Consider the following 24,311-nt stretch of genomic DNA (forward strand, 5'->3'; position numbering starts at 1 on the left):
GGGGCGGGAGGATCTCCTCCACGCGCATGATGTCCAGCACGTACTCCTCGTTGCCCACGAAGAAGGCGCACAGTTGCACTTCCAGCTCGTGCGCCGGAGCGTCGTCGGCCGTCACGCCGCGCGGACGGCGGGCCATCAGGTTCACGGGGTCCGTCATGGGGCGAGCGCCTGCTCCGGATCCAACAGGATGTAGAGCTGCGAGCCCTTGCGGCCGAGCCCCGCCACGCAGTCGCGGTCTCCGCGAAGCCCCGCGGGCGACAGCTCCACCATGGACGGCTTGAGCCGCACCACGCCCGCCACCGAATCCACCCAGACGCCCGCGGGCCCGGCATCCGTCTTGAGCACCAGGATGCGCGCGGCCCGGGGCGGCAGGCCCGCGTCCGGCCCCGCCACCAACGGCGGCGCGTCCGCCAGCCGCAGCCGCAGCTTGATGTCGTAGACGGGCAGCAGCTCCCCGCGCAGGTTCATCACACCCAGCAACTCCGGCTCCGAACGCGGAATCTCCGTGAGCAGCGGCACCTTGCAGATCTCCCGCACGGTGAGGATGGGCACCGCGTAGCACTCGGCCTCCAGGCGGAAGGCCAGGTACTCCGTGGGCTCCTCCTCCAGGACGCGCGAGGCCAGTCCGTCGCTGCCCGCGGCGAAGTCCATGAGGCCGCTGACGTCCTCGTCCGGGCGGTAGAAGAACGCGTCGAGCAGGGCTTCGAAACGGGACACGCCCCGGAAGATAGCAGCCCCCCGGCACGGGTGCCTCAGGCGCGGCGTCGCTCCTGCGCGATGCCCTCTTCCAGCAATTCCGCGACATCCAGCACCAGCACCGTGCGCCGGTTTCCCAGGTCGGTGGCGCCGGAGATGCCCTTGACGCCACTCAAGCGTCCGCCCAGCGGCTTGGTGACGATGTCCTGCTGGCCGAACAGTTCGTCCACCGCGATGCCCAGCCGCTGCTGCGCCAGGCCCACCACCACGACGAAGTGGCGGTTCACCTCGCGCTCCGGCAGGAGGAACAGCCGCCCCAGCCGCAGGAAGGGCAGCGTCTGCCCGCGCAGGTCCAGCACCTCGCGGCGCTCCACCGTGCGGATGTCCTGGGGCTGCACGGAGAGGATTTCGAGCACGCTGTTGAGCGGCACCGCGTAGGTGCGGCCACTGACGCCCACCACCAGCGCGCGCACGATGGCCAGCGTCACCGGCAGCGTCAGGTGGAAGGCCGTGCCCTTCCCGCGCTCGCTCCACACGTCGATGATGCCGGAGAGGTTGCCCAGGTTGTTCTTCACCACGTCCAGGCCCACGCCGCGTCCGGACAGCGCGCTGACGCTGGAGCGGGTGGAGAAGCCCGGCAGGAAGATGAGGTTGAGCAGCTCGCGCCGCGTCATCTCGCTGATCTGCGACGCGGTGACGAGCCCCCGGGAGAGCGCCACCTCGCGCACCCGCGACTCGTCGATGCCGGAGCCGTCGTCGCTCACGCTGATGAGGACGTGATTGCCCTTCTGTTCAGCCCGGAGCCGCAGCAGCGCGCGCCGGGGCTTGCCCACGGACAGCCGCGCCTCCGGCCCCTCCGCGCCATGGTCGATGGCGTTGCGGATGAGGTGCATCAGCGGATCGCTCAGCTCCTCGACGATGAGCTTGTCCAGCTCCACCTCGCCGCCAGTGCTGACGAAGTCGATCTCCTTGCCCGCCTCGCGCGCGATGCGCCGCACCAGCCGCGCCAGCTTGTCGAACACCTGGCCGACCGGGACCATGCGCGCTTCGAGCAGGCCCTCCTGCAGCGCCTCCAGCTTGCGCTCCAACTGCCGCGTCTCCCGCGACAGCTCCTGACCGAACAGCTTCGACAGCGCCACCGTCCCGTCCTGCCGGGACGTCTCCGCCAGCCGCTGGAGGTTGGCCTTGATGAGCAGCAGCTCGCCCACCATGTTGATGAGCCCGTCCAGCCGGCCGATGTCCACGCGCACCGTCTGCGTGAGCGAGCGCAGCGAGGTCTCTTCCGGACGGGGGCGCCCCGCGGGCACCGGCGCGGACGCGGCGGACTGGAGCCCGAGCGTCGTGGCCGAAGGGCTCTCCACCGCCCGCATGCGCGGAGGGCTTCCCAAAGGCAGGGCCGTAACGCCAGACGACGGCGCACCGGTCAGCGCGGTGCCCGGCCCCGATGTCGCGGTGTCCACCGGCAGCAGCGGCCGTGTCTCGCCTGCCTCCAGCGCCAGCGGCTGGGAGCGCGGCCCCTTCTTCTTGCGCTTCGCACGGGGCGCGGTGACGGGCCCGGTGTCAGGGGTTTCGGAAGGCGGGGGCGCCGCGTCCGGCGAACGGGGCAGGTCGAAGGCGGGGCCGTCCTCACCGTCCTGCGGCGGGCGCACGGCCAGCGGCTCCAGCTCCGCGGGCGTGCCCTGGAGGCCCGCCTCCAGCTCCTGGGCGGACACCTTCGCGCCGAAGATGAGGTCGAACGCGATGCCGGTCGCGCCACCGGGGCGCGATGAGGGCAGCGTGCTGATGACCTCGCCCAGGGGCTTGAGCCGCGCGTTGAGGTCCGCGAGTCCCTTGTCGAAGTCGGAGAGGTCGAACGCGGCGCGCACCCGCCACAGTGCCACCCCGCGCCGCACGTTCTCGCGCAGCCGGTGCTCTTCGTATTCGGTGAAGACGGCGCGCACGGAGGCGTCCAGCTCCAGCCGCTCCAGCGGATCCTCTTCCACGACGGGCGGCGGCGAACCCATGCGCGCCAGCCGGTCCTCCATGGCCCGGGTGCGCCGGGTGAGGTCCTCGCCCTCCTCGCCCCGCGACGTCTCCCCGAGCAGCGACTGGAAGGTGTCCAGCGCGTCCACCAGCGCGTCCAGCACCTGGTCGTCCAGCGTCAGCCGGCCCAACCTGAGGCGGTCGAGCAGGTCCTCCGCCGCGTGCGCGAGCTGGGTGATGCGCTCCTGGCCGAAGAGCCCCGACAGGCCCTTGAGCGAGTGCGCCGCGCGGAAGATGCCGTTGATGTGCTCCGGATCCGCCTCCTGGTCGCGGGCCTCGTCGAGCGCGAGCAGATCGCGGCCCAGCGCGTCGAGGATCTCCGTGGCCTCGGCGACGAACTCCGCCAGCGCCTTGCCTCCGGGCGTCACAGCGGCTTCAGGAAGCGCCGCAGGAGCGCCTCCAGGTCCTCCGGCTGGAACGGCTTCACCAGGTAGCCCGCCGCCCCCAGCGCCATCCCCCGGGTGCGGTCCTGTTCACGCCCCTCGGTGGTGATGATGATGAGCGGCACGTCCCGGTAGTTGGGGTTCTTCTTGACGAAGTTGATGAGTTCCAGCCCGTTGATGTCGGGCATGTTGATGTCGGTGATGATGAGGTCGAAGCGCTGACGGGGCAGCAGCTTCAGCGCCTCGAAGCCGCTGGCGGTGGCGACGGCCTCGATGCCGTCCACGGACTCCACGGCCGCGGCGATGTGCTCGCGCGACACCTTGGAGTCCTCGACAATCAGCACCTTGAACTTCATCGCGCGCACGCCTCGGAGGTCGGATGCTACCAGAACCCCCGCCCGGACGCAGGACGTCACCCCTTGCGGGATGACAGCGACCCGACAAGCCCCTTGTCCGCGAGCAGGGACACCCGGGCGCCCTTGAAGGCCGGTAGGAACTGCTTCTGGTACGCCTCCGCCCGCGCCGCGTCGCTCAGGCCCGTGCTCCCGGGGACCTCCAGCGCCACCGACTCCACCTTCGCGCGGCTCAACACCTTCGCCGCGCCGGACAGGGCCTCACCCAGCGCGGCCGCGTCCAGGCGCTTTCGAGACCCCAGGCCCACCACGAAGATGCGCGGCACGGAGAACTTCCCGTCCGAGGGCAACAGGAGCCAGTCGTCCTTCACGCCGGTGAAGAAGCCACCCTGGAGCACCCGGGACAGGACACCGCACAGCCGCCAGTCCACGTAGCCCGCGGTGGAGGGCAGCGGCCGGTCGTCCTCGGCCACGAAGAGGCACAGGGCGTCCACCCCGGCCAGTGCGTCCAGGCCCTCCAGGCCCACGTCCAGGGTGGTCGTCTGGCTCACGGCTTCCCGAGCGCCACCGCGACGCGGTCCAGGAGGCCGTTGACGAAGGCGCTCGACTCCTCCGTGCCGAAGTTCTTCCCCAGCTCCACCGCCTCGTTGATGGTCACCTTGCGGGGGATGTCCGGGCGGTACTTCAGCTCGAAGATGCCCAGCCGCAGCACGTTGCGGTCGATGCGGGACATGCGGTCCAGGCGCCAGTTGTGGCTGTGGCGTTCGATGAGCGCGTCGATCTCCTCGCGGTGGGCCTGCACCCCGTCGACGATCTCCTTGGCGAACTTCACCGCGTCCGGTTCCGGCTTGCCGTCATCCGCGGAGGCGGCCCACGCCGAATCCAGGGCATCCCGGGCGGCGCCCTGGGCCATGTCCAACTGAAAGAGCGCCTGCAACGCCCGCTCTCGTGCCGTTCTGCGCGCGCCCATGCGGTCAGCCCTTCCGTTCGGCGGCGGTCATCCGCGCGAAGAGATTGACCATCTCGATGCAGGCCACAGCGGCCTCCGCGCCCTTGTTGCCCGCCTTCACGCCCGCACGGTCGATGGCCTGCTCCACGGTATCGCACGTGAGGACGCCGAACGTCACCGCCGCCGGCTTCGGACCCGCCGCCGCGCTGAACGCCACCGAACCCACGCCCTTGGCGCACTCGCCCGCCACGTAGTCGAAGTGGGGGGTGCCGCCGCGAATCACCGCGCCCAGGATGACGAGGCCCGCGTACTGGCCGCCTTCCGCCACGCGCCGGGTGAGGCCGGGCAGCTCATACGTGCCGGGGCAGCGGTACACGTCGATGGCGTCGTCCTTCACGCCATGGCGCACCAGCGTGTCCACGGCGCCCTTCAGCAGCTCCTCCGTGATGAAGCTGTTGAACCGGGACACGCAGATGGCGAACCGGCCCTGGGGGGGGAGGAAATCCCCTTCGAAATAGCGAGGCATGGCGCGCTCCTTACACCACCCCGCCCCCCGGCGTCTGCACGGGGTTTGCCGCACCGCGCCCCACCCGGAATCCGGGGCCTTCCCTACCCGCGCGGGGTGAAGCCCGCCGCCCGCACCACGGCCTCCGTCAGGCCCTTGCCCTGGGCACCCTCCGGGGCGCCCCTGAGGGCGAACAGCCGGGCCACGTACTTGCCAATGAGGTCGCCCTCCAGGTTCACCTGGGCGCCGGGGCCCTTGGCGTGCAGCGTGGTGCGCTCCTGCGTCTCCGGAATGAGCTGCACCCGGAAGCGGTCCGCCTCCACCGCGTTCACCGTGAGGCTGATGCCGTCGATGGTCACCGAGCCCTTGTCGATGAAGCAGGGCGCCAGCTCCGGGGGCAGCCGGAACACCATCACCCACGAGCCCCCTTCCGCGTACGTCTCCAGCACCTCGCTGACGGCGTCCACGTGGCCCGACACCAGGTGGCCTCCCAGCCGGTCCCCCAGCGCCAGGGCCCGCTCCAGGTTCACCTTGTCCCCCGAGCGCCGGGCGCCCAGCGTGGTGCGCCGCAGCGTCTCCGGCGCGGCCTGCACGCGGAAGGTGTCCCCGCCCTTCTCCACGACGGTGAGGCACGCGCCGTCCACGGCGATGGATTCCCCCAGCGCGAACGCTTCCGCGCCCAGCGAGGTCCGAATCCACACGTCCGTCATGCCCCCGGGGACGATGCGGGTGATGGTGCCAGTGTCCTGGATGAGGCCGGTGAACATGGCCGGATTCTATAACGGGAGCGAGGGGCCGGCGCTGGCCTTCAGAGCAGGGCGCGCAACAGGACGTCGTCGCCCACCTTCTCCACCTTCAGGTCCTTCACCGCCAGGGCCTGGTCCATGTCCTTCACGCCCAGCTCGCCCGCCCACGACAGGCCCCCGGCGCCCACCAGCTTGGGCGCGAGGAACAGGTCGAGCGAATCCGCCAGCCGCTCGCGAATCAGCGTGCCGTACAGGCCCGCGCCGCCCTCCACCAGCACGTGGTTGAGCCCCTCCTTCGCGATGCGGCGCAGGACGGCCTTCAGGTCCACCCGGTCCTGCTTCGCCCTCACGTGCCAGACCTCCACGCCCTGCGCCAGGAAGCGCCGCGCCTTGCGCCCGTCCGGATCCTCCAGCGTGGCGATGATGGTGCGCGCGGGACTGCGCTGGGTGAAGACGGTGTGCGTCGGGGACAGCTTGAGGTGCGAGTCCACCACCACGCGCACGGGGTCCTTGCCTCCACCGCCGGGCAGCCGGGTGGTGAGGCGGGGGTCGTCCAGGCGCACGGTGTTCGCGCCCACCAGGATGGCGTCCACCTGGTCGCGCAGCTTGTGCACCCAGTTGAGCGCGGCTTCTCCCGTCACCCAGCGCGAGCTTCCATTCACCGCGGCCAGCTTCCCATCCAGCGTGGAGGCGGCCTTGAGCGTCACCCATGGCAGGCCGGTGCGCATGACCTTGAAGAAGGGCCGGTTGAGCGCGTCCGCCTCCTCCTTGAGGACGTGCGTCACCACCGCCACGCCGCCGCGCTTGAGCCGGTTGAGGCCCTTGCCGCTCACCAGGGGGTTGGGGTCCGACGACGCGCTGAACACGCGCCGCACGCCGGCCTCCAGCACCGCGAGGCTGCACGGAGGGGTGCGCCCGTAGTGGTCGCACGGCTCCAGCGTCGTGTAGAGGTCCGCGCCCCGCGCCTTCGAGCCGGCGGCCTCCAGGGCCACCACCTCCGCGTGCGCCGTGCCGGCCTTCTTGTGGTGGCCGCGCGCGATGATGCGCCCGCCCTTCACCAGCACCGCCCCGACGACGGGGTTGGGGCTGGTGCGGCCCAGGCCCTTGGCGGCCTCCTCCAGCGCGATGCGCATGAAGAATTCGGCCACCGCATGGTCGAAGTCCGCCGCGCGTTTCGCCCGGGGCGTCTTCGCCGCCTGCAACCGTCCCCGCGTGAGCAAGCGCATACCGCCCTTCCTAACCGTCCTTGGGCGGAGTCGAAGGCGGCTTCACCTTGCGCTCGCGCTCCTGGTCCTCGAGCAGGTCCTTCAGCTCGTGCATGAACTCGGAGATGTCCCGGAAGCTGCGGTACACGGACGCGAAGCGCACGTACGCCACCTCATCCAGTTGCTGCAACCGCCGCATCACGTGCTCGCCAATGGAGGACGAGGGCACTTCCTTCTCCCCCATCCCCTGGAGCATCCGCTCGATGTCCTCCACCGTCTGCTCCAACTGCGCGGCGGACACCGGGCGCTTCTCGCAGGCCTTCTTCAGGCCGTTGAGCATCTTCTCCCGGTCGAACGCCTCGCGCCGCCCGTCCTTCTTCACGATGAGCGGGTAGAGCTCCTCCACCCGCTCGTACGTGGTGAAGCGGCGCTTGCAGGCCAGGCACTCGCGCCGCCGTCGGATGACGGAGCCCTCATGCGACTCTCGCGAGTCGATGACCTTGTTCTCCGCGTCCTGACAGAAGGGGCAGCGCACGGGGGGCGGGTTACTTCAACCGCGAGGCGTACAGCGGGAAGCCCTGGGCCAGGTCCTTCACCTGGCCGCGCACCCGTGCGAGCCCGGCGTCGTCCTGCGCGGAGTCCAGCGCCTCGCCGATGAGCCTGCCCACCACCGCCATCTCCTTCTCGCGCATGCCGCGCGTGGTGATGGCCGGCGTGCCCACCCGGACACCGGAGGTCACCATCGGCTTCTCCGGGTCGAAGGGGATCATGTTCTTGTTCACGGTGATGCCCGCCTTGCCGAGCACCTCCTCCGCGACCTTGCCGGTGAGCTTCTTGGAGCGCAGGTCCACCAGCATCAGGTGGTTGTCCGTGCCGCCCGAGCACAGCCGCAGGCCCGCGGACTTCAGCGCCTCCGCCAGCGCCTGCGCGTTGGCGACGATCTGCTTCTGGTAGGCCTTGAACTCCGGCGTCAGCGCTTCCTTGAAGGCCACCGCCTTGCCCGCGATGGCGTGCATCAGCGGCCCGCCCTGGATGCCGGGGAAGATCTGGCTGTTGATGCTCTTGGCGAAGGCTTCCTTGCTGAGCACCATGCCGCCGCGCGGCCCCCGCAGCGTCTTGTGCGTGGTGGTGGTGACGATTTCGGCGAAGGGCACCGGAGACGGGTGCACGCCCGCGGCGACGAGGCCCGCGATGTGGGCCATGTCCACCAGCATGGAGGCGCCCACCTTGTCGGCGATCTCCCGGAACTTCGCGAAGTCGAGCGTGCGCGGATAGGCGCTCGCGCCCACCACGAGCACCTTGGGCTTGTGCTCCAGCGCCAGCGCCTCCACCTGCGCGAAGTCGATGGTCTCCGTCTCGCGCGTCAGGCCGTAGTGGACGACCTTGTAGAGCTTGCCGGAGAAGTTGAACGCCGCGCCGTGGGTGAGGTGGCCACCGGAGTTCAGGTCCAGCGACAGCATGGTGTCGCCGGTCTTCATGAGGGCCATGAAGGCGCCCATGTTGGCCTGGCTGCCGGAGTGCGCCTGCACGTTCACCGCGTCCGCGCCGAACAGTTCCTTCGCGCGGTTGATGGCCAGCGTCTCCGCGACATCCACCACCTCGCAGCCGCCGTAGTAGCGCTTGCCGGGGTAGCCTTCGGCGTACTTGTTGGTGAGCACCGAGCCCACCGCCTCCATCACCGCCGGGCTGACGAAGTTCTCCGAGGCGATGAGCTCCAGCCCCTCTTCCTGACGCTCGGTCTCCTGCCGGAGCACCTGGGCGATTTCAGGGTCCACCTGGGCCAGCGTGCGGGTGTTCTCCATGGGGTGCCTCCTGGCGACGAACGGGGACAGCGTTGGGGACGACGTCGGAAGCTTCAGCGCTGCTGGGCTTCGACGTCGCGAATCTTCTGGACGCGCTGCTCGTGACGACCGCCCGCGAAGGCGGTGTCGAGGAAGGCCTCGAGGATGCCACGCGCCACGCCCACGCCGACCACGCGCTGGCCCAGGCACAGGACGTTGGCATCGTTGTGCGCGCGGGTCATCCGCGCCTCGAATTCGGTGGTGCACAGGGCCGCTCGCACGCCCCGGTGCTTGTTGGCCACGATGCTCATCCCGATGCCGGTGCCGCACACCAGCACGCCCAGCGTGCCGGCCTCCGCGACCACCGCGCGCGCCACCTGGGAGGCGAAGTCCGGGTAGTCCACGGACTCACGGGAGTGGGGACCCAGGTCGTCGAACGCGACGCCGCGCTCCTTCAGGAGGGCGACCAGTTCCTGGCGCAGTTCGAGTCCCGCGTGGTCGGAGGCGAGGATGACTTTCACGGCCGGACTCCGAAGCGGCGCCCGCTCGAAGGGCGGGGCCTGGAAGGGAAGGCCCCTGCCCGCCGCCCCGTCACGGGAGCAGCGGGCCGGAAGCCATCAGGCGAAGCGCTTGAACACCAGCACCGCGTTGGTGCCGCCAAAACCGAACGAGTTGCTCATGACCGCGTCCACCCGGGCCTCGCGCGCCGTGTTGGGCACGTAGTCCAGGTCGCAGTCGGGGTCCGGCGTCGTCTGGTTGATGGTGGGGGGCAGCATGTTGTGCGTCAGCACCCGCACGCTCACCACCGCCTCCGCGCCACCCGCCGCGCCGAGCATGTGGCCCGTCATCGACTTGGTGGAGGACACCGCCAGCTTGCGGGCGTGGTCGCCGAACACGGCCTTGAGGGCCTTGGTCTCGTTGGCGTCGTTGAACTGCGTGGAGGTGCCGTGGGCGTTGATGTAGCCCACCTCCTCCGGCCGCATGCCCGCGGACTGGAGCGCCAGCCGCATGCAGCGCGCCGCGCCCTCGCCCTCCGGGGCCGGCTGGGTGACATGGTACGCGTCGGAGTTGGCGCCGTAGCCCACGACCTCCGCGAGGATGTTGGCGCCGCGCTTCTTCGCCGCCTCCATCTCCTCCAGCACGACGATGCCCGCGCCCTCGCCCATGACGAACCCGTCGCGGTCCTTGTCGAACGGACGGCTGGCGCCCGAAGGGTCGTCGTTGCGCGTGGACAGGGCCTTCATCACGGAGAAGCCGCCCATGCCCAGGGGCGTGATGGCCGCTTCCGCGCCGCCAGCGATGGCCGCGTCCGTCTCACCCAGGCGGATGGACTTCCACGCTTCGCCGATGGCGTGGGCGCTGGTGGCGCACGCGGACACCGGGGCCCAGTTGGGACCCTTGCAGTTGAAGCGCATGGAGATGAGCCCAGGCGCCATGTTGACGATCATCTGGATGATGAAGAAGGGAGACAGCCGGTCAAAGCCCTTCTCCAGCCCCTTGCGGTGCTGCTCCTCCAGGGAAGAGATGCCCCCGATGCCGGAGCCCACGATGACGCCCACGCGCTCCGGGTTGTAGCCATGGGGCGCGTCCGGGCCGATGGGCAGGCCCGACTCCTTCACCGCCATGTCGGCCGCGGCCATCGCGTACTGGGCGAACAGGTCCATCCGGCGCACTTCACGCCGGTCGATGAACTGCTCGGGCTGGAAGTCCTTCACCTCGCCCGCGATGCGCGCGTCGAGCTTCCCCAGTTCAAAACGGGTGATCGTACCGATCCCGGATTGGCCGGCCAGCAGCGCCTGCCAGTTCTTCTCGGTGCCGGTGCCCAGCGCGGAAATCATGCCGGTGCCGGTGATGACGACTCGACGGTTTGACACTTGTCCTCTCCACTGACCGCGGACCGCGATGGGACCGGAGCGCCGGTAACGCGCGCCCCCCGTGGCCCCGACACTTCAGGAGGCCGCGGCTACTTCTTGTGGGTCTTCACGTAGTTGATGGCGTCGCCGACGGTCTTGATGTTCTCCGCCTCGTCGTCGGGGATCTCGACCTCGAACTCCTCTTCCATCGCCATGACCAGCTCGACGATGTCGAGGCTGTCCGCGCCCAGGTCCTCGATGAAGGAGGCCTCGGGCTTGATCTCGTCCTCTCCCACGCCGAGCTGGTCGGCGATGATGGACTTGATCTTGGCTTCGACGTTCACGGTGGCAGTCGTCATTATTGTAAATCCTCCAGCGGCCAGGTCGGACCCGGCTTGACTCACGGGCTGTCTCAAAGGCCGGCGCGGTATATCCCACGCCCGGCGGCAATCCAACCTTGGCTTACATGTACATGCCGCCGTTGACCTTCAGGACCTCGCCGGTGATGTAGGACGCCGCATCACTCGCGAGGAACACCACGGCCCCGGCGACCTCCTCCGGGTTGCCCAGGCGGGCGAGCGGGATGCCCCCCACCATCTTCTGGCGCAGCTCGTCGTCAAGATGGGACGTCATGTCCGTCGCGATGAAGCCCGGGGACACGGCATTGACCCGGATGTTGCGGCTGGCCAGCTCCTTGGCGACCGACTTCGTCATGCCGATAAGCCCCGCCTTGGCCGCCGAGTAGGCGGACTGTCCCGGGTTGCCCATCTCACCCACCACGGAGGTGATGTTGATGATGGCCCCGCTGCGCTGCTTCATCATCGGGCGGCTGGCGGCGCGAATCAGCGCGAAAGGACCCCGGAGGTTGGCATCCAACTGTTTGTCCCAGTCCTCGTCCTTGACGCGCATGACCAGGCCGTCCACCGCCAGGCCCGCGTTGTTCACCAGCACGTCCAGGCGCCCGTGCGTCTTGATGACGCCGTCCACGGCGCCCGCGCACGCGGCGGTGTCCAGCAGGTCGAAGCGGATGGCCTCCGCCCTGGCGCCCGCCTGCTGGAGCAGCCCCACGGTCTCCTGGGCGGCGGCCTCGTTGCCCACGTAGCTGATGACCACGGTGGACGTGCCCGCCTTCGCGAAGGCCAGCGCGACCGCCCGGCCGATGCCGCGAGAGCCGCCCGTGACCAGCACCACCTTCTCCTTGAAGCCGCTCATGCTGCCCCCAACGCGGCGAGCACCTTCTCCAGGGTCGCGGCGTTCTCGACGTTGAACGATTCGATGTCCTTGGTGATGCGCTTGATGAGGCCGCCCAGCACCTTGCCCGGCCCCAGCTCCACCACGTGCGTGACGCCATTGGCCTTCAGCGTCTCCACGCATTCAATCCAGCGCACCGGCGCGCTCACCTGCGCGAGCAGCAGCGGCACCACGCGCGAGGCGTCCGAATTGGGCGTGGCCTCCACGTTGCTCACCACCGGCACCTGCGGCGCGAGGATGCGCACGCCCGCGAGCACCTCCGCGAGCTTCGGCTTCACCGGATCCATCAGCGCGCAGTGGAAGGGCGCGGAGACGGGCAGCGGCATCACGCGCTTGGCCCCGGCCTCCTTGCACTTGAGGCCCGCGCGCTCCACCGCGGCCTTGTGGCCGGCGATGACGGTCTGCTCGGGCGAATTGTAGTTGGCGGGCGATACGATTTCGCCTTCTGCCGCGGCGTCGCAGGCGGCCTTCACCGCGTCCGGCGCGAGGCCCAGGATGGCCGCCATGGCGCCCACGTCCGCGGGCACCGCCTCCTGCATGAACGTGCCGCGAGCGCGCACCGCCCGCGCCGCGTCGCGCAGGTCCAGGGAGCCCGCGGCCACCAGCGCGGAGTATTCCCCCAGCGAGTGGCCCGCGACGAAGGCCGGGGTCGGGCCGCGCGCCTTGAACACCGCGTGCACCGCGGCCGACACCGTGAGGATGGCGGGCTGCGTGGTGGCGGTGAGCTTCAGCGCGTCTTCCGGGCCGTTGAAGCAGGTGGAGGAGAGCTTCTCGTTGAGCGCGTCGTCCACGGCGTCGAAGACGGCGCGCGCTTCGGGGAACTGCTCGTAGAGGTCCTTGCCCATCCCCACGGCCTGACTGCCCTGCCCGGGAAACACGAACGCGACCTTCGCCATGTTGCGGTCCTTCCTTGTGTCGTCCTGCCTACCAGCGCACCACCGCGCTGCCCCACGCCATGCCCGCGCCAATGGCCATCATCGCGATGACATCACCGCGTTTGAGGCGGCCGGCGCGCTGTGCCTCGTCCAGCGACATGGGCAACGAGGCGGACGACGTGTTGCCGTACTTGTGCAGGTTGAGCCAGCATTTTTCGCGCGGGATTTCCAGACGCTGCAGCACGGCTTCCAGGATGCGCAGGTTGGCCTGATGCGCGATGACGTGGTCCACCTGCCCCGGATGCATCCCGTGGGCCCCCAACGAAGCCTGGGTGGATTCCACCAGCGCACGCACGGCGAAGCGGAACACCTCCTTCCCGTTCATCTTGAGCTTGTGAAGATTTGCATCCACGTTGTCCGCGGTGACGGGGGTGCGCGAGCCGCCCGCCGGGATGCAGAGGAGGTCCGCCATCGAACCCTCGGTGCGCAAGCAGGTGGAGAGGATGCCGCGGGGCGCCATGGTCTCCGGGCTGTCGTCCGAAGCAGGCCCTGGGCCCAGCACCATCGCGCCCGCGCCGTCCCCGAAGAGGACGCAGGTGTTGCGGTCGCTCCAGTCCACCGCGCGGGTGAGCAATTCCGCGCCCACGACGAGCGCCCGCTTCACCTGGCCCGTGCGCACGAATTGATCCGCCACGCTCAGGGCATAGAGGGCCCCCGCGCACGCGGCGGACACGTCGAAGGCGAACGCGCGGCGCGCCCCCAGCTTCGCCTGCACCAGCGCGGCGCATGACGGCATGGGCATGTCCGGGGTGACGGTGCCCACGACGATGAGGTCCAGGTCCTCGGGCGCCACACCCGCCATCTGGAGCGCATGCAAGGACGCCTGCACGGCCAGGTCGCTCGTCGCCTCGTCTGGCGCGGCCTGACGGCGCTCCTGGATGCCGGTGCGCTCGCGGATCCACGTGTCGGACGTGTCGACGAGCTGCTCCAGGTCCTGGTTGGTCAGGACGCGCGCGGGAGCATAGGAACCGGTTCCGAGGATCTGGGTGCGTGACAAGGGTTTCTCCGATGGAAGCGCCGTTGGCGCCCATCCCCCGGGCCACGCGCGCTACTCAGGAACCTCTTCCGTCTCCGCCTTCCTTCCCCGCGGGTGGGGAGGAAGCCAGGAGGCGGCATTGGCGATGCAGCGCGTCAGTTCCTCCTGAACCCCCGCGCGCACGTGCTGGAGCGCGGTGACGAGCGCGTTGTGGATGGCGCGGGGGGACGACCGACCGTGCGCGACGATGCCCACCCCCTGGAGTCCCAGGAGCGGCGCGCCGCCGTACTCGGCGTAGTCCATGACGCGGCGCAGGCCCGCGAGGGTGGGCTTGAGCAGCAGCGCTCCCAGCTTCTCCGGCAGGCCGCCGCGCTTTTCGATCGCCGAGCGCAGCAGGCCGGTGATGCCCATGCCCACGCCCTCGGACGTCTTGAGGACGATGTTGCCGGTGAAGCCGTCGGTGACGACGACCTCCACGTCCCCGGAGAACAGGTCCTTGCCCTCCACGTAGCCCACGAAGTCCAGGTCCGAGCGCCGCAGGAGCGCGCTGGCGTCCCGCGTCAACTGCGTGCCCTTGGAGGCTTCCTCGCCGTTGGAGAGCACCGCCACGCGGGGACGCTGCACGCCCAGGCGGGTGCGCAGGTAGGCCTCGCCGAGCACGGCGAACTGGGCCAGGTGCGTGGGACGGCAGTCCACGTTGGCGCCCGCATCCAGCAGCAGGCAGCGACCGTTGCCCTTGAGGGCCGGGAACAGGGCCGCGATGGCCGGACGCTCCACGCCGGGAATCCGACCGAGCGTCAACATGCCACCGGCCATCACCGCGCCGGAGTTGCCGGCGGAGACCAGGGCGGACGCTTCCCCTTGCCGGACGAGCGCGAAGCCCACCCGGAGCGAGGAGTCCCGCTTGCGTCGGAACGCAGCGGTTGCGGGGTCGTCCATCTCCACCACTTCCGACGCGTGGTGGAGCTGGACGTTGGCGGGAGCACCGGCGCGCTCCAATACGGGGCGTACACGCGTGGCGTCCCCGACCAGCACGAGTTCGTGCCCGGGATACGCTCGCGCGAACAGCACGCCCCCTTCCACGACGGCGTCAGGGGCGTGGTCGCCACCCATCGCGTCAAGGACGAGCCGCACCGGCGTCATCCGCCTTTCAACTACTCCGCGGCGGTCGCGATGACTTCACGGCCCCCGTAGTTGCCACAGGCCGCGCAGGCGCGGTGCGGCATCACGGGCTCCTTGCACTTGGAGCACTTGATGACCTGCACGGCGATCCGCAGGTTGTTGTTGCCCGCCCGACGACGGTCCCGGCGCATCTTCGACGTCCGCTTCTTGGGAACTCCCACGACTCACCTCGGCATGGACCCGTCCCCCCTCGCGACTTGCGAGGGGCATAGGGACCGTCAGTTCAGCTTGATGTTCATCAGCGGCGACAGTCGAGGGTCGGAGACCTTCGGCGTGCAGCCGCACTTCTTATCATTGAGGTTCTGGCCGCACTGCGAGCAGAGCCCCTGGCAGTCTTCACGGCAGACCGCGTTCATCGGCAGGGCGAGCAATACCTGTTCTCGGATGATCGGATCCAGATCGATCTTCTTTCCGTCGAACACCTGCTCATCCGCATCGTCGATGGCGAAGGTGCCGCCGGACTCACCCTGGGCGCGCTCCTTCTTCTCCATGACCTTCTCGTCGTCGTCCTTGAAGTCATCCCCCCGGGCCAGGGACTCGGGCACCAGGTTGATGGTGAAGGACACCGGAAGGGCCATCTTCACATCGGTGATGCAGCGCTTGCAGGGGGCGTTCACGTTGAGCGTGAAGCTGCCCTGCAGCAGCACGCCGCCGCTGAGCTTGCGCAGGAAGGCATGAAGCGTGGACGGTTCGGTCGCCTGGAAGCCGGTGTCATGACCCGACGCCGCGCCACCCAGGACGTCCGACAGGAGCCCAAGAGCGATGGGCTCGTCGAGCTTCAGCCCCGCATCTTTGATTTGTTCAATCTTTACGAGCATCTACGAGGCGTCCCATCCAAAAGGGCGCGCAACATAGAGGGAGTCCCCCCGTCAGTCAACACGCCGGATTTTCACCATGGCCCCGGGACGGTGTCACCGCCCCGAATGGGGCGGCAGCCTTCGTCGCGTGGATCCCTTCAACAGCGCTCTGGTAGGTTTCCTTCTGATGCGCACCCCCGCCCGACGCTGGCGGGGCGCACTCTGCGTCGCGGGACTCGGGCTGACGCTCGCCCTGCCGGCGCAGGCCCGTGTGCCCCTTCCCCCGCCTCCCCTCTTCCAGCTTGGACCGGCAAGCCCCGCCATCGCCCAGGCGCGCGAGCTGCTGGAGGCCGGCCGCTTCCAGGAGACCCTGGACGTGGTCCAGCGCGGGCTGGATGCCCCCGACGTCACGGACGACGAGTTGGTGGAGCTCTACCGCCTCCAGGGCCTCACCGCCCTCTACCTGGGGGACGAGGCCCTGGCGCGAGGCGCCTACGAGAAGCTGCTCCAGGCCCGGCCCGACTTCGAGCTGCCCCGCTCCGCGCCCCCCAAGATTCGCGCCCTGTTCGCGAAGCTGAAGGAGGACCTGAAGCACCGCCGCGTGCTCCCCGTCACCCTGGAAGTGGACCCCATCCCGGACCCCGCCCCCGGGGAGACCGTCCAGGTGGAGGCCACGCTGCGCGACATGGCGCTGGGCGCTCGGGCGCGCCTGTTCTACCGGCGCGCGGGGGCCCAGGCCTTCTCGTCGGTGGACTTCGTTCGAGAACGCTCCCAGCCGGAGCGCTACCGCGCCGTGCTGCCCTCCTACGATCTGCCCGTGGAGAGCACCTCCTATGAAGTGGAGTACTACTTCGAGGTCGTGGACGCGGCGCAGCGCCGCCTGGCCGGACGCGGGGACCCGTTCCATCCCCTCCTCTTCCAGGTGGCCTCCCGGAACGCGCCGGCCGCCACGCTGACCGAAGGCCAGGGACGCCCCTGGTACAAGAGCCCCTGGGTCTGGGTGGCCGTGGGCGCGGTGGCCATTGGCGGCACTGCGGGCGTGGTGGCCCTCACCTCTTCCGAGGACCGGGGCCGGGTTCCCATCACCATCCGCGTGGAGGACGCCATCCCATGAGACGCCAGGGAAGCTTGTGCCTGCTGGTGGGCTGGGGCGCCCTGCTCGCGGGCTGTGGACCGGACGCCGCTGTGGACACCCTGCCCGTGGGCCTGGAGATCACCTTGAGCCGCGCCGTCGCCAGTCAGGTGGGCGCCTACCAGGTGGCCGTGCTGAAGGACGGCGCGAAGCGCAACTGCACGGAGCTGCAACGCACCTGCCTGTCCGCCCAGGTGGAGTCGGGCGCGCTGCTGGAGCTGGAGGACGCGGACGGCAAGTCGGGGCGCACGCTGCGCTTTCCCTCGGCGCCCGGGGGCGCTGCGATGGAGCTGGCCGTGGACGTGCCGGTGGGGCGCGACTACGCGCTCGTCATCGAGGCCCTGTCCGCCGACACGCCGACCCGCTTCCTGGGCAGCTCCTGCAACTACCTGCGCGAGGTGAACGCCGGCCGCAACGCGGCGCTGGTGGCGGCGCCCATCGAGCTGACCGAACAGGCGTGTGATCCGGTGTTCTCGCGCTAGGGCCCCCTGCCCTGTCCAGGAGGAAGCGGGCAGGCATGGTGCGCGGATGTCACATGGTTGTCCCGAGCGGGCCGGAACGAATCTGTTACGGGACGCCACGCATTCCATCCCCTTCGCGGGAGCAACCTTCATGGCGCGCATCCTCATCATCGAGGACGAGCAGGACCTGGCCGGCCTCGTCGAATACAACCTCCGCGCGGCGGGCTTCGAGACCGACACGGCGAACACCGGCGCCGGGGGTCTGGCCCGGGCCCGGGCACAACCTCCGGACCTGGTGCTGTTGGACCTGATGCTGCCCGACGTGGCGGGCGGTGAAGTCCTCCGCATGCTCAAGAACGACCCGGAGCTGAAGAAGGCCGCGGTCGTCATCGTCAGCGCCAAGGGCCAGGAGGCCGACCGCATCCAGGGCCTGGAGCTGGGCGCGGACGACTACGTGGTGAAGCCCTTCTCCGTGCGCGAGCTGCTCTTGCGCGTGAAGGCCGTGCTGCGCCGCGCGGACGCGGAGGAAGGCCCCGCCGCGGTGCTGGGCGCGGGCGAAATCAGCCTCGACACGTCCCGCCACCAGGTGCGCGTCAAGGGCGAGGAGGTGGTGCTCACGGCGCTGGAGTTCCGCCTGCTGCGCACCCTGCTGGAACGCATGGACCGGGTGCAGACGCGCGAGGTGCTGCTCTCCGACGTCTGGGGCATCCAGGCGGAGATCCACACCCGCACCGTGGACACGCACATCAAGCGGCTGCGCGAGAAGCTGGGGCCCTCGGGCGACATCATCGAGACCGTGCGCGGCGTGGGCTACAAGCTCAGCCCTCCCTGAACCGCCCGCCATGCCCCTGCGCTCCACGCTCCTGGCCCTGCTGGTCCCCGCCCTGCTGGTGAGCATGCTGCTCGTGCTGTTCGGCCAACCCACCGGCGCGCTCGCCGCGGGCCTCGTCACTCTCGCGGGCTCCGCGCTCGCGCTGGGCACCAGCCGCGTGGCGATGGAACGCCAGTTGCGCGCCCTGACCCAGAAGACCCAGTCCCTGGCCGAAGGCGTGATGTTCCCCGCGGGCGTGGAGCGCACCGACGACCTGGCGCAGTTGGAAGACGCCATCGACACGCTGGATGACCGGCTGTCCACCCAGAACGCGGCGCTCAACCAGGAGGCGCGCATCCTCACCGCCGTGCTGGACGGCATGGCCGAGGGCCTCTGGGTGACGGACGCGGAGGGCACCGTGGTGCGCCACAACGACGCGCTCGCGGAGATGCTGCGGCCCGCGCAGGGCGCCATCGTGGGGCAGCGGCCGCTCGCGCTGATCCGCAACGAGGCCCTCAACGACGCGGTGGCCCGGGCGTGCCAGGAGGGCGCGTCGACGCGGCTGGAGCTGACGCTCGAGGGCCTGTTCTCCCGCACGCTGGCCGTGCGCGTGACGCCCGTGGGCCGCGACCTGCCCGGCAGCGCCGCCGTGTTCCACGACGTCACCGAGCTGCGAAGGCTGGAGAAGGTCCGCAAGGACTTCGTGGCCAACGTCTCCCACGAGCTGCGCACACCCATCACCGCCATCCGGGGCTATGCCGAAACGCTCCAGGGTGGCGCGCTCAACGACGCCCAGGTCGCCCCCCGCATGGTGGAGATCATCCACCGCCAGTCCGAACGGCTCTCCGAACTGGTGGAGGACCTGCTGGAGCTGTCCCGCCTGGAGGCTCGCGAGATGACCTTCCAGCGCACCGAGGTGCCGCTCGCGCTGGCCGTCTCCCGCGCCGCGGAAGGCGTGCGCCCCAAGGCCGAAGGCAAGAACCAGCAGTTGAGCCTGCACATCCCGCCCGGGCTGGTGGCCCTGGGGGATGGGCGGGCCATCGAGCAGGTGCTCCTCAACCTGCTCGACAACGCGGTGAAGTACACGCCCGCCGGTGGACGGGTGGACGTGGACGGAGCGTATGAGGGCGGCCGGTGCGTGGTGCGGGTGCGCGACACAGGCGTGGGAATCGAGCCCAAGCATCTTTCCCGGATTTTCGAGCGATTCTACCGGGTGGACAAGGGTCGCAGCCGGGACATGGGGGGCACGGGGCTGGGCCTTTCCATCGTGAAGCACCTGATGGGGGCGATGGATGGCGAGGTGAAGGTGGAGAGCCAGCCGAACGCGGGCAGCACCTTCGTCATTTTTCTACCCTCGGCGGCTGGCCCGACGGCTGCGACGGGCTAGGATGGGGGCGGCCATGCGGGTCGCCATCCTCGCGGACATTCACGGAAACCTTCCGGCCTGCGAGGCCGTGCTGGACGACATCGCTAAATCGGTGGCGCCGGATTACATCGTCGCGGCCGGAGACTTGGCCCTGCGCGGCGCCCATCCGCGCGAGACGGTGGAGCTGCTCTTCAGCCGCTGCAACGCGCTGATCATGGGCAACACGGACGCGTACCTCGCCGGCAACTACCTGGGCGGCGCGTACCGCGAACGCGACCACTGGAAGACGGAGCTGCTGCGCTGGACGCGCGACCAGTTGGGCGACCAGTTGTTGCAGCAGTTGGGACAGATGCCCTTCTCGCTGCGCTACACGCCGCGCAAGGGGCAGGACCTGTTCATCTGCCACGCCAACCCGCGCAACCTGGAAGAGTCGTTGGACCCCACGCTGGACGACCACGCCGTGCGCCGCTTCTTCACGCACCTGGACGCGGCCGCGTGCGCCTTTGGCCACCTGCACTTCCCCTACCGTCGGCGCGTGGGCCGGATGCTCATCGCGGACGTGGCCAGCGCCGGCATCCCGCGCGACGGCGACCTGCGTCCCGCCTACGGCGTCTTCACCTTCACCCCCAAGGGCTGGCGCGTGCAGATCCGCCGCGTGCGCTACCCGGTGCGCAAGGCCACCCAGGCCCTCACCGCGCGCCGCGTGCCCGGCGGGCCGCTGCTCATCCACAAGCTCGTGGAGGCGCGCTACCGCCACCACAATGCCCTGATGGAGGCCGCGCGGCGGCACTCGGGGCTGCCTCCTCCGGGGCCCGTGCTGCGTCCGCCTCCCGGTGCCGCCGCCTCCTCCCGGCCCACGGTCGCCGCGCCCTTCGAGAACCACCCGCCTCCGGAAGTCGATCCGTCCACGCTCCCCACGGACATGGATGGCACGGTGACGGGCGCGGCGCCGCTGCCGCTCGACGCGCTCGGCGACCTGGACGGGTGAGCGTTCCGCCCACCGGGTGCGTGCGCGTGGGGCACAGGCCCGTCCGGGAATGGACAGGCGCGCCGCCGCTTCTGACGGACAGCGGGCTTTAGGCGCCGCGAATTCCGCCGTGCGCACCGCACGCACAGGTGCGTGCGGACGCCGGGAGCCTTAGCAACAAAGAGGCGACGACACTCACAGAGGGAGGGGACATGGTCTGGTGGACGGTCGGACTGTCGGTGGTGGCGGTATCCCTGGCCACGGCGGGTGCGCAGCCGCCTCCCGCCGCGCCTCCTCCCGCTGAACCGCCGCAGGCCCAGCCCCAGGCCAGCACGCCGGAACCCGCGCCCTTCTGCGAGGGCGAGTACGCGGACAGCTACAGCGCGCTGTCCGCCCAGGCCCGCGCCTTCGAGCAGTCGGTGAAGAAGAAGTACACGTACTGCGTGCGCAGCACCGCCGTGTACGAGTGCCTGTCCTACGGCGCGGAGGGCAACATGCGGCGCACGCGCACGTCGGTGTCCGCGCACGGCACCGCGTTCGCGTACCGGCAGCAGGCCGGGGAGACGCTGCTGCTCACCAACGAGCACGTGGTGGAGTGGCCGGACGTCACCAGCGACGCGCAACCCGTGGACAACGTGCCCTCCGGCTGCAAGCGCGTGAAGGACGGCCTGAGCATCGTGGAGAACGAGGCGGACGCGTACGACCGCGATGACATCCCGCTGTCCAAGGCGGTGGTGGATCCGCAGTTGGACCTGGCCGTCATCAAGTCGAAGACGCCGCTCACGGTGCTGCCGTGGAAGGTGGGCCGGAGCGCGGGCGTGCGCGAGCGCGACGTGGTGGACGTGCGCGGCTTCCCCCTGGGCGTCTTCAACGCCACCAACATGGGCAAGGTCATCTCCGCCTACGACCGCGACGAGTACAAGGAGTGGTACCACGACGACTTCGTCATCGACGCGCTCCTGTCGCAGGGCAGCTCGGGGTCGCCCGTGCTCGCCATCTCCTGCAAGACGGGCGAGTTCGAGCTCGTCGGCGTCTACCACGCGGGCTACTCGCGCGGCAGCGCGCTCAACGTGGTGGTGGGCATCGACCAGGCGCGCGACCTGATGAACAACCTGCGCCGGACGCCCAAACGCGCCGAGGCCAACACGCCGCTGGATGCGCTGGCACGCGCGCGCATGACGAAGCGCGCGGAGGTGTCCGCCACGCCCTTCTTCCCCTTCGGCTCGCGCACCGCGGCGGTGTTCCCACGCGCGGACGGCTCCCTGCTCTTCGCGCTGTACAGCCAGGACTTCCCGCGCCGCGTGCATCCGCTCGTCGTGCTGGAGGACCTACCCGTGGCCTCGGTGGACGAAGGCTTCGGACGCTCGGGCCGCGTCTGGTTCGGCGGAGAGCGCGGCCTGCTCGAGCGCAAGCGCGCGGAACAGGACGCAGAGCTTCAACAGCAGCTTGCCCGCCTGCTGGATGCGCTGCGCCGGGATGCGACGCTCGCGTTCTCCTACCAGGACTCCCTGCCTGCCTCGGACGAGTCGCGGCAGACGTTCGACACGTCGGCCCGCCTCAACAAGACGCTGGAGCGCACCATCGTCGCGCACCGCGACCTGAGTGACGCCGCCGCGGAGCTGGCGGACCGCTTCGCGCCAGACGTCACCGAGTCCGCGACCCGGACCGAATCCGTGCTGAAGAACCCGCCCGCGGGCATCCACCTGGGCCTCTCGTCCGAACCGGCGGGCCCCGCCCCCGCGACGCCACCTCCTCCCCGGGAATCCGGAGTGCGGCGGCCCGCGCGCAGCACCTCGGGAGAGCCTCCGGCGCGCAAGTAACCCTCCCGTCCACCTGACGGCCGGACGGGCGAGGCCCTGGAGGCAGTGCACCGTTTCCAGGGAAGGCCCTTCGCGCGTCCCTGCATTGGACAAGTGTGGAGGCCATGCCCGAACCCGCAGCAGTCCATCCGGAGTTGAGGACGGGGGCCCCGTCGCCCTGGCTGCGACGGATCCTCCGGGGCCTGCTGGGACAGGAACGGCGGTTCTGGGTCCTGGTGGTGGGCGTGGGCCTCATCTCCGGCCTTGGCGCGGTGGCGCTCCTCGCCGTGCTGCGCTTCACCCAGCACCTGTTCTGGCAGAGCAACACCGAGCACTTCCTCCAAGGCGCGATGGCGTCCCCGGGCTGGCGCCGGCTCCTGGTGCCAGTGCTCGGCGGCGCGCTGGTGACGCTGGTGTCGCTCATCGTCGGGCAACCCCTGCGAGGCCACGGCACCGCGGGCATCATCGAATCCATCTGGGTGAAGTCCGGGCGGCTGCCCTTCCCGCGCGCGCTGCTCCGGGGCTTCGTCTCCATCATCGCGGTGGCGTTGGGCGCGCCCCTGGGCCGCGAAGGTGCCCTCCTCCAGACGGGCGCGGCCAGCGGTTCGGCGCTGTCCGGGTGGCTGCGGCTGGGGCCGGGACAGGCGCGCCTCCTGGTGGCGTGCGGCGCTTCGGCGGGCATCGCGTCCGCGTACAACGTGCCCATCGGCGCGGCGCTCTTCGGCCTGGAGGTGCTGCTGGGCAGCTTCGCGTTGGAGCTCTTCGGCCCCATCGTCGTGTCGTGCGTGGTGGCGACGCTCGTGTCGCGCACGCTCATCGCGGATCATCCCAGCTACGTCATCCCCCACTACGCGCTCACCCACCCGCGCGAATTGCTGCTGGCCCTCACGCTGGGCGTGCTCATGGGCGGGGCCTCCGCGCTCTACGTCCGGGGCATCAACCTGACCTCGGACCTGCTGGACCGCCTGCCCGCGTGGCTTGCGCCCTTCATGCCGCTCGTCGCGATGACGCTGGTGGGCGCCACCGCGCTCGCGGGGCCGTACCTCATGGGCAACGGCTACGACTCCGTGAACATGGCCCTGCACGGGACGCTGCCGCTCACGCTGCTCCTGCTCCTCCCACTGGCGAAGCTGGCGATGACGTCGCTGTGCGCGGGCGCGGGCGTGCCGGGCGGGCTCTTCACCCCGTCCCTCTTCTTCGGCGCGCTGCTGGGCGGCGCGTTCGGGATGCTGGTGGAGCGGGTGCTTCCGGGTGGGGTGCCCAGTGGCGCGTACGCGCTGCTCGGCATGGGCGCGGTGCTGGCCGGCACCACGCACGCGTCGGTGTCCGCCGTGCTGATGATCTTCGAGATGACGGGCGACTACGACCTCATCCTCCCGCTGATGCTCGCCGCCGTGGTGGCCGCCGTCGTCAGCCGCCGCCTGGAGCCGGAGTCGCTCTACACCTCCGTGCTCGTGAAGCGCGACGTGCACGTGCCCGCCTCCGTCCCGCACTGGCTGCGCGAGGAGGGCGTGCGCTCAATGCTCTCTCCCGTGACGCAGCGGGTGCCGCCGTCCGCCCCCTTCGATGAGGTGGTGGTGCTGCTGCTGGAGCAGCCTCCGGGCGCGAACCTCTATGTCACCGACGCGGAGGGGCGCCTCTTGGGCGTCATCACCCTGGACGCCCTCAAGGGCCACCTGCCAGACCATGCCCTGCTCCAGGCCACCGTGGCCGCGGACGTGATGGACAGCGGCGTGCAACCCATCACCCCGGACCTGTCCCTGTCGGAGGTGGCCGCGCGCTTCGGTCGCACGTCGCTGGAGCAGTTGCCCGTGGTGGACGGAGACCGTCACCTGCTGGGTGCGCTCTCCAAGGGCGACCTGCTCAAGCGGGGGCGCTTCTAGATGGAGAACCGGACGCGCGCGTGGAGCATCGTCGCCATGAGCCTGCTGTGCCTCGTGCTGACCTACGTTCTGCTGCGCTCCCCACCCCACCCCGGACACCGCGAGGAGCCCTCGCCCGGGGAAGCGCCGACCCGCGGCAATCCCTACCGGGGTTGGCCCCTGTTCCAGGGGTGGCCCGTGCCCCAACCTCCCGACGCGAAGCCCGAGGCACCGCCGGCTCCACGGCCGGAGCGCTGACGACCCGCCCCCGCGCGCGGT

27 protein-coding genes are annotated in these 24,311 nt (G+C 70.2%); 8 read left to right on the forward strand and 19 right to left on the reverse strand.

All coding sequences use genetic code 11. The features are described from left to right. Positions 1 to 153 precede the first annotated feature (153 nt). The 19 genes from D7V88_RS10645 to D7V88_RS10735 form a co-directional block, all read right to left on the reverse strand. Positions 154 to 717 carry a chemotaxis protein CheW gene (locus D7V88_RS10645; protein ID WP_120540515.1) on the reverse strand — a complete coding sequence of 188 codons (564 nt, stop codon included), beginning with the start codon at positions 715 to 717 and terminating at the stop codon, positions 154 to 156. Positions 718 to 752: 35 nt separating this feature from the next. After that, a complete protein-coding gene (locus D7V88_RS10650; RefSeq protein WP_120540516.1) occupies positions 753 to 3,086 on the reverse strand; it encodes a chemotaxis protein CheA in 2,334 nt (777 codons plus the stop codon). Next, positions 3,083 to 3,457 carry a response regulator gene (locus D7V88_RS10655; protein WP_120540517.1) on the reverse strand — a complete coding sequence of 125 codons (375 nt, stop codon included), beginning with the start codon at positions 3,455 to 3,457 and terminating at the stop codon, positions 3,083 to 3,085. The genes D7V88_RS10650 and D7V88_RS10655 overlap by 4 nt, the downstream gene beginning before the upstream one ends. Positions 3,458 to 3,513: 56 nt before the next feature. Beyond that, a complete protein-coding gene (locus D7V88_RS10660; protein ID WP_120540518.1) occupies positions 3,514 to 4,005 on the reverse strand; it encodes a M17 family peptidase N-terminal domain-containing protein in 492 nt (163 codons plus the stop codon). After that, positions 4,002 to 4,424, reverse strand: coding sequence for a transcription antitermination factor NusB (gene nusB / locus D7V88_RS10665; RefSeq protein ID WP_120540519.1), 423 nt, complete (start codon positions 4,422 to 4,424; stop codon positions 4,002 to 4,004). Before nusB ends, D7V88_RS10660 begins: the two co-directional genes overlap by 4 nt. A gap of 4 nt (positions 4,425 to 4,428) precedes the next feature. After that, positions 4,429 to 4,929 (reverse strand): 6,7-dimethyl-8-ribityllumazine synthase, encoded by a 501-nt coding sequence (gene ribH, locus D7V88_RS10670; RefSeq protein ID WP_120533836.1) that lies wholly within the window; start codon positions 4,927 to 4,929, stop codon positions 4,429 to 4,431. An 83-nt stretch (positions 4,930 to 5,012) separates the two neighbouring features. Further along, positions 5,013 to 5,675 carry a riboflavin synthase gene (locus tag D7V88_RS10675; RefSeq protein WP_120540520.1) on the reverse strand — a complete coding sequence of 221 codons (663 nt, stop codon included), beginning with the start codon at positions 5,673 to 5,675 and terminating at the stop codon, positions 5,013 to 5,015. Between the two features lie 41 nt (positions 5,676 to 5,716). Then, positions 5,717 to 6,880, reverse strand: coding sequence for a bifunctional diaminohydroxyphosphoribosylaminopyrimidine deaminase/5-amino-6-(5-phosphoribosylamino)uracil reductase RibD (gene ribD / locus D7V88_RS10680; RefSeq protein ID WP_120540521.1), 1,164 nt, complete (start codon positions 6,878 to 6,880; stop codon positions 5,717 to 5,719). A gap of 10 nt (positions 6,881 to 6,890) precedes the next feature. Continuing rightward, the gene (gene nrdR / locus D7V88_RS10685) at positions 6,891 to 7,394 is read right to left on the reverse strand and encodes a transcriptional regulator NrdR (protein WP_120540522.1); all 504 of its coding nucleotides are present in this window, start codon (positions 7,392 to 7,394) and stop codon (positions 6,891 to 6,893) included. Positions 7,395 to 7,404: 10 nt separating this feature from the next. Further along, a complete protein-coding gene (glyA, locus tag D7V88_RS10690) occupies positions 7,405 to 8,661 on the reverse strand; it encodes a serine hydroxymethyltransferase (RefSeq protein ID WP_120540523.1) in 1,257 nt (418 codons plus the stop codon). A gap of 53 nt (positions 8,662 to 8,714) precedes the next feature. Then, complete coding sequence (gene rpiB / locus D7V88_RS10695) at positions 8,715 to 9,161, reverse strand: ribose 5-phosphate isomerase B (RefSeq protein ID WP_120540524.1); 447 nt, start codon at positions 9,159 to 9,161, stop codon at positions 8,715 to 8,717. Positions 9,162 to 9,257: 96 nt separating this feature from the next. Next, positions 9,258 to 10,514 (reverse strand): beta-ketoacyl-ACP synthase II, encoded by a 1,257-nt coding sequence (fabF, locus tag D7V88_RS10700; RefSeq protein WP_120540525.1) that lies wholly within the window; start codon positions 10,512 to 10,514, stop codon positions 9,258 to 9,260. Positions 10,515 to 10,603: 89 nt separating this feature from the next. Further along, positions 10,604 to 10,852 (reverse strand): acyl carrier protein, encoded by a 249-nt coding sequence (gene acpP, locus D7V88_RS10705; protein ID WP_120540526.1) that lies wholly within the window; start codon positions 10,850 to 10,852, stop codon positions 10,604 to 10,606. A 103-nt stretch (positions 10,853 to 10,955) separates the two neighbouring features. Further along, the gene (gene fabG, locus D7V88_RS10710; RefSeq protein WP_120540527.1) at positions 10,956 to 11,705 is read right to left on the reverse strand and encodes a 3-oxoacyl-[acyl-carrier-protein] reductase; all 750 of its coding nucleotides are present in this window, start codon (positions 11,703 to 11,705) and stop codon (positions 10,956 to 10,958) included. Further along, on the reverse strand, positions 11,702 to 12,640 hold the full coding sequence (gene fabD, locus D7V88_RS10715; protein WP_120540528.1) for an ACP S-malonyltransferase: 939 nt from the start codon (positions 12,638 to 12,640) through the stop codon (positions 11,702 to 11,704). Before fabD ends, fabG begins: the two co-directional genes overlap by 4 nt. A gap of 28 nt (positions 12,641 to 12,668) precedes the next feature. Continuing rightward, positions 12,669 to 13,676, reverse strand: a complete 1,008-nt coding sequence (locus D7V88_RS10720) for a beta-ketoacyl-ACP synthase III (protein ID WP_120540529.1) — start codon at positions 13,674 to 13,676, stop codon at positions 12,669 to 12,671. A gap of 51 nt (positions 13,677 to 13,727) precedes the next feature. Beyond that, positions 13,728 to 14,789: a phosphate acyltransferase PlsX gene (gene plsX, locus D7V88_RS10725; RefSeq protein ID WP_120540550.1), complete on the reverse strand. Its 1,062-nt coding sequence runs from the start codon at positions 14,787 to 14,789 to the stop codon at positions 13,728 to 13,730. A gap of 20 nt (positions 14,790 to 14,809) precedes the next feature. Further along, positions 14,810 to 14,998: a 50S ribosomal protein L32 gene (rpmF, locus tag D7V88_RS10730; RefSeq protein WP_120533847.1), complete on the reverse strand. Its 189-nt coding sequence runs from the start codon at positions 14,996 to 14,998 to the stop codon at positions 14,810 to 14,812. 57 nt (positions 14,999 to 15,055) lie between these two features. Next, entirely contained in the window at positions 15,056 to 15,655 is a 600-nt protein-coding gene (locus tag D7V88_RS10735) for a YceD family protein (RefSeq protein ID WP_120540530.1), read from the reverse strand. 166 nt (positions 15,656 to 15,821) lie between these two features. Here D7V88_RS10735 and D7V88_RS10740 point away from each other — a divergent pair, with 166 nt between their 5' ends. The 8 genes from D7V88_RS10740 to D7V88_RS10775 all read left to right on the forward strand — a co-directional run bounded on the left by D7V88_RS10740 (position 15,822) and on the right by D7V88_RS10775 (position 24,290). After that, positions 15,822 to 16,748, forward strand: coding sequence for a hypothetical protein (locus D7V88_RS10740; RefSeq protein ID WP_244238089.1), 927 nt, complete (start codon positions 15,822 to 15,824; stop codon positions 16,746 to 16,748). Further along, the gene (locus tag D7V88_RS10745) at positions 16,745 to 17,248 is read left to right on the forward strand and encodes a hypothetical protein (protein ID WP_120540531.1); all 504 of its coding nucleotides are present in this window, start codon (positions 16,745 to 16,747) and stop codon (positions 17,246 to 17,248) included. Before D7V88_RS10740 ends, D7V88_RS10745 begins: the two co-directional genes overlap by 4 nt. 130 nt (positions 17,249 to 17,378) lie before the next feature. Then, a complete protein-coding gene (locus D7V88_RS10750; RefSeq protein WP_120540532.1) occupies positions 17,379 to 18,059 on the forward strand; it encodes a response regulator in 681 nt (226 codons plus the stop codon). Between the two features lie 10 nt (positions 18,060 to 18,069). Then, the gene (locus D7V88_RS10755; RefSeq protein WP_120540533.1) at positions 18,070 to 19,425 is read left to right on the forward strand and encodes a sensor histidine kinase; all 1,356 of its coding nucleotides are present in this window, start codon (positions 18,070 to 18,072) and stop codon (positions 19,423 to 19,425) included. 13 nt (positions 19,426 to 19,438) lie between these two features. Then, entirely contained in the window at positions 19,439 to 20,392 is a 954-nt protein-coding gene (locus D7V88_RS10760; RefSeq protein ID WP_120540534.1) for a metallophosphoesterase family protein, read from the forward strand. A 191-nt stretch (positions 20,393 to 20,583) separates the two neighbouring features. Beyond that, complete coding sequence (locus D7V88_RS10765; protein ID WP_120540535.1) at positions 20,584 to 22,191, forward strand: trypsin-like peptidase domain-containing protein; 1,608 nt, start codon at positions 20,584 to 20,586, stop codon at positions 22,189 to 22,191. A gap of 104 nt (positions 22,192 to 22,295) precedes the next feature. Beyond that, positions 22,296 to 24,053 carry a chloride channel protein gene (locus tag D7V88_RS10770; protein ID WP_120540536.1) on the forward strand — a complete coding sequence of 586 codons (1,758 nt, stop codon included), beginning with the start codon at positions 22,296 to 22,298 and terminating at the stop codon, positions 24,051 to 24,053. Further along, complete coding sequence (locus D7V88_RS10775; protein WP_120540537.1) at positions 24,054 to 24,290, forward strand: hypothetical protein; 237 nt, start codon at positions 24,054 to 24,056, stop codon at positions 24,288 to 24,290. Positions 24,291 to 24,311: the final 21 nt, after the last annotated feature.

This window comes from Corallococcus terminator (assembly GCF_003611635.1).
Lineage (GTDB): Bacteria > Myxococcota > Myxococcia > Myxococcales > Myxococcaceae > Corallococcus > Corallococcus terminator.

What these genes read in the sequence shown, in the direction of transcription:
- fabG (WP_120540527.1), bottom strand. Translation starts at nt 11,705, where the DNA reads ATGAGCGGCTTCAAGGAGAAGGTGGTGCTGGTCACGGGCGGCTCTCGC.
- D7V88_RS10740 (WP_244238089.1), top strand. Translation starts at nt 15,822, where the DNA reads ATGCGCACCCCCGCCCGACGCTGGCGGGGCGCACTCTGCGTCGCGGGA.
- D7V88_RS10775 (WP_120540537.1), top strand. Translation starts at nt 24,054, where the DNA reads ATGGAGAACCGGACGCGCGCGTGGAGCATCGTCGCCATGAGCCTGCTG.
- D7V88_RS10755 (WP_120540533.1), top strand. Translation starts at nt 18,070, where the DNA reads ATGCCCCTGCGCTCCACGCTCCTGGCCCTGCTGGTCCCCGCCCTGCTG.
- D7V88_RS10750 (WP_120540532.1), top strand. Translation starts at nt 17,379, where the DNA reads ATGGCGCGCATCCTCATCATCGAGGACGAGCAGGACCTGGCCGGCCTC.
- nusB (WP_120540519.1), bottom strand. Translation starts at nt 4,424, where the DNA reads ATGGGCGCGCGCAGAACGGCACGAGAGCGGGCGTTGCAGGCGCTCTTT.
- ribH (WP_120533836.1), bottom strand. Translation starts at nt 4,929, where the DNA reads ATGCCTCGCTATTTCGAAGGGGATTTCCTCCCCCCCCAGGGCCGGTTC.
- acpP (WP_120540526.1), bottom strand. Translation starts at nt 10,852, where the DNA reads ATGACGACTGCCACCGTGAACGTCGAAGCCAAGATCAAGTCCATCATC.
- D7V88_RS10770 (WP_120540536.1), top strand. Translation starts at nt 22,296, where the DNA reads ATGCCCGAACCCGCAGCAGTCCATCCGGAGTTGAGGACGGGGGCCCCG.
- D7V88_RS10765 (WP_120540535.1), top strand. Translation starts at nt 20,584, where the DNA reads ATGGTCTGGTGGACGGTCGGACTGTCGGTGGTGGCGGTATCCCTGGCC.
- fabD (WP_120540528.1), bottom strand. Translation starts at nt 12,640, where the DNA reads ATGGCGAAGGTCGCGTTCGTGTTTCCCGGGCAGGGCAGTCAGGCCGTG.
- glyA (WP_120540523.1), bottom strand. Translation starts at nt 8,661, where the DNA reads ATGGAGAACACCCGCACGCTGGCCCAGGTGGACCCTGAAATCGCCCAG.
- D7V88_RS10735 (WP_120540530.1), bottom strand. Translation starts at nt 15,655, where the DNA reads ATGCTCGTAAAGATTGAACAAATCAAAGATGCGGGGCTGAAGCTCGAC.
- ribD (WP_120540521.1), bottom strand. Translation starts at nt 6,880, where the DNA reads ATGCGCTTGCTCACGCGGGGACGGTTGCAGGCGGCGAAGACGCCCCGG.
- D7V88_RS10675 (WP_120540520.1), bottom strand. Translation starts at nt 5,675, where the DNA reads ATGTTCACCGGCCTCATCCAGGACACTGGCACCATCACCCGCATCGTC.
- D7V88_RS10655 (WP_120540517.1), bottom strand. Translation starts at nt 3,457, where the DNA reads ATGAAGTTCAAGGTGCTGATTGTCGAGGACTCCAAGGTGTCGCGCGAG.
- D7V88_RS10760 (WP_120540534.1), top strand. Translation starts at nt 19,439, where the DNA reads ATGCGGGTCGCCATCCTCGCGGACATTCACGGAAACCTTCCGGCCTGC.
- D7V88_RS10745 (WP_120540531.1), top strand. Translation starts at nt 16,745, where the DNA reads ATGAGACGCCAGGGAAGCTTGTGCCTGCTGGTGGGCTGGGGCGCCCTG.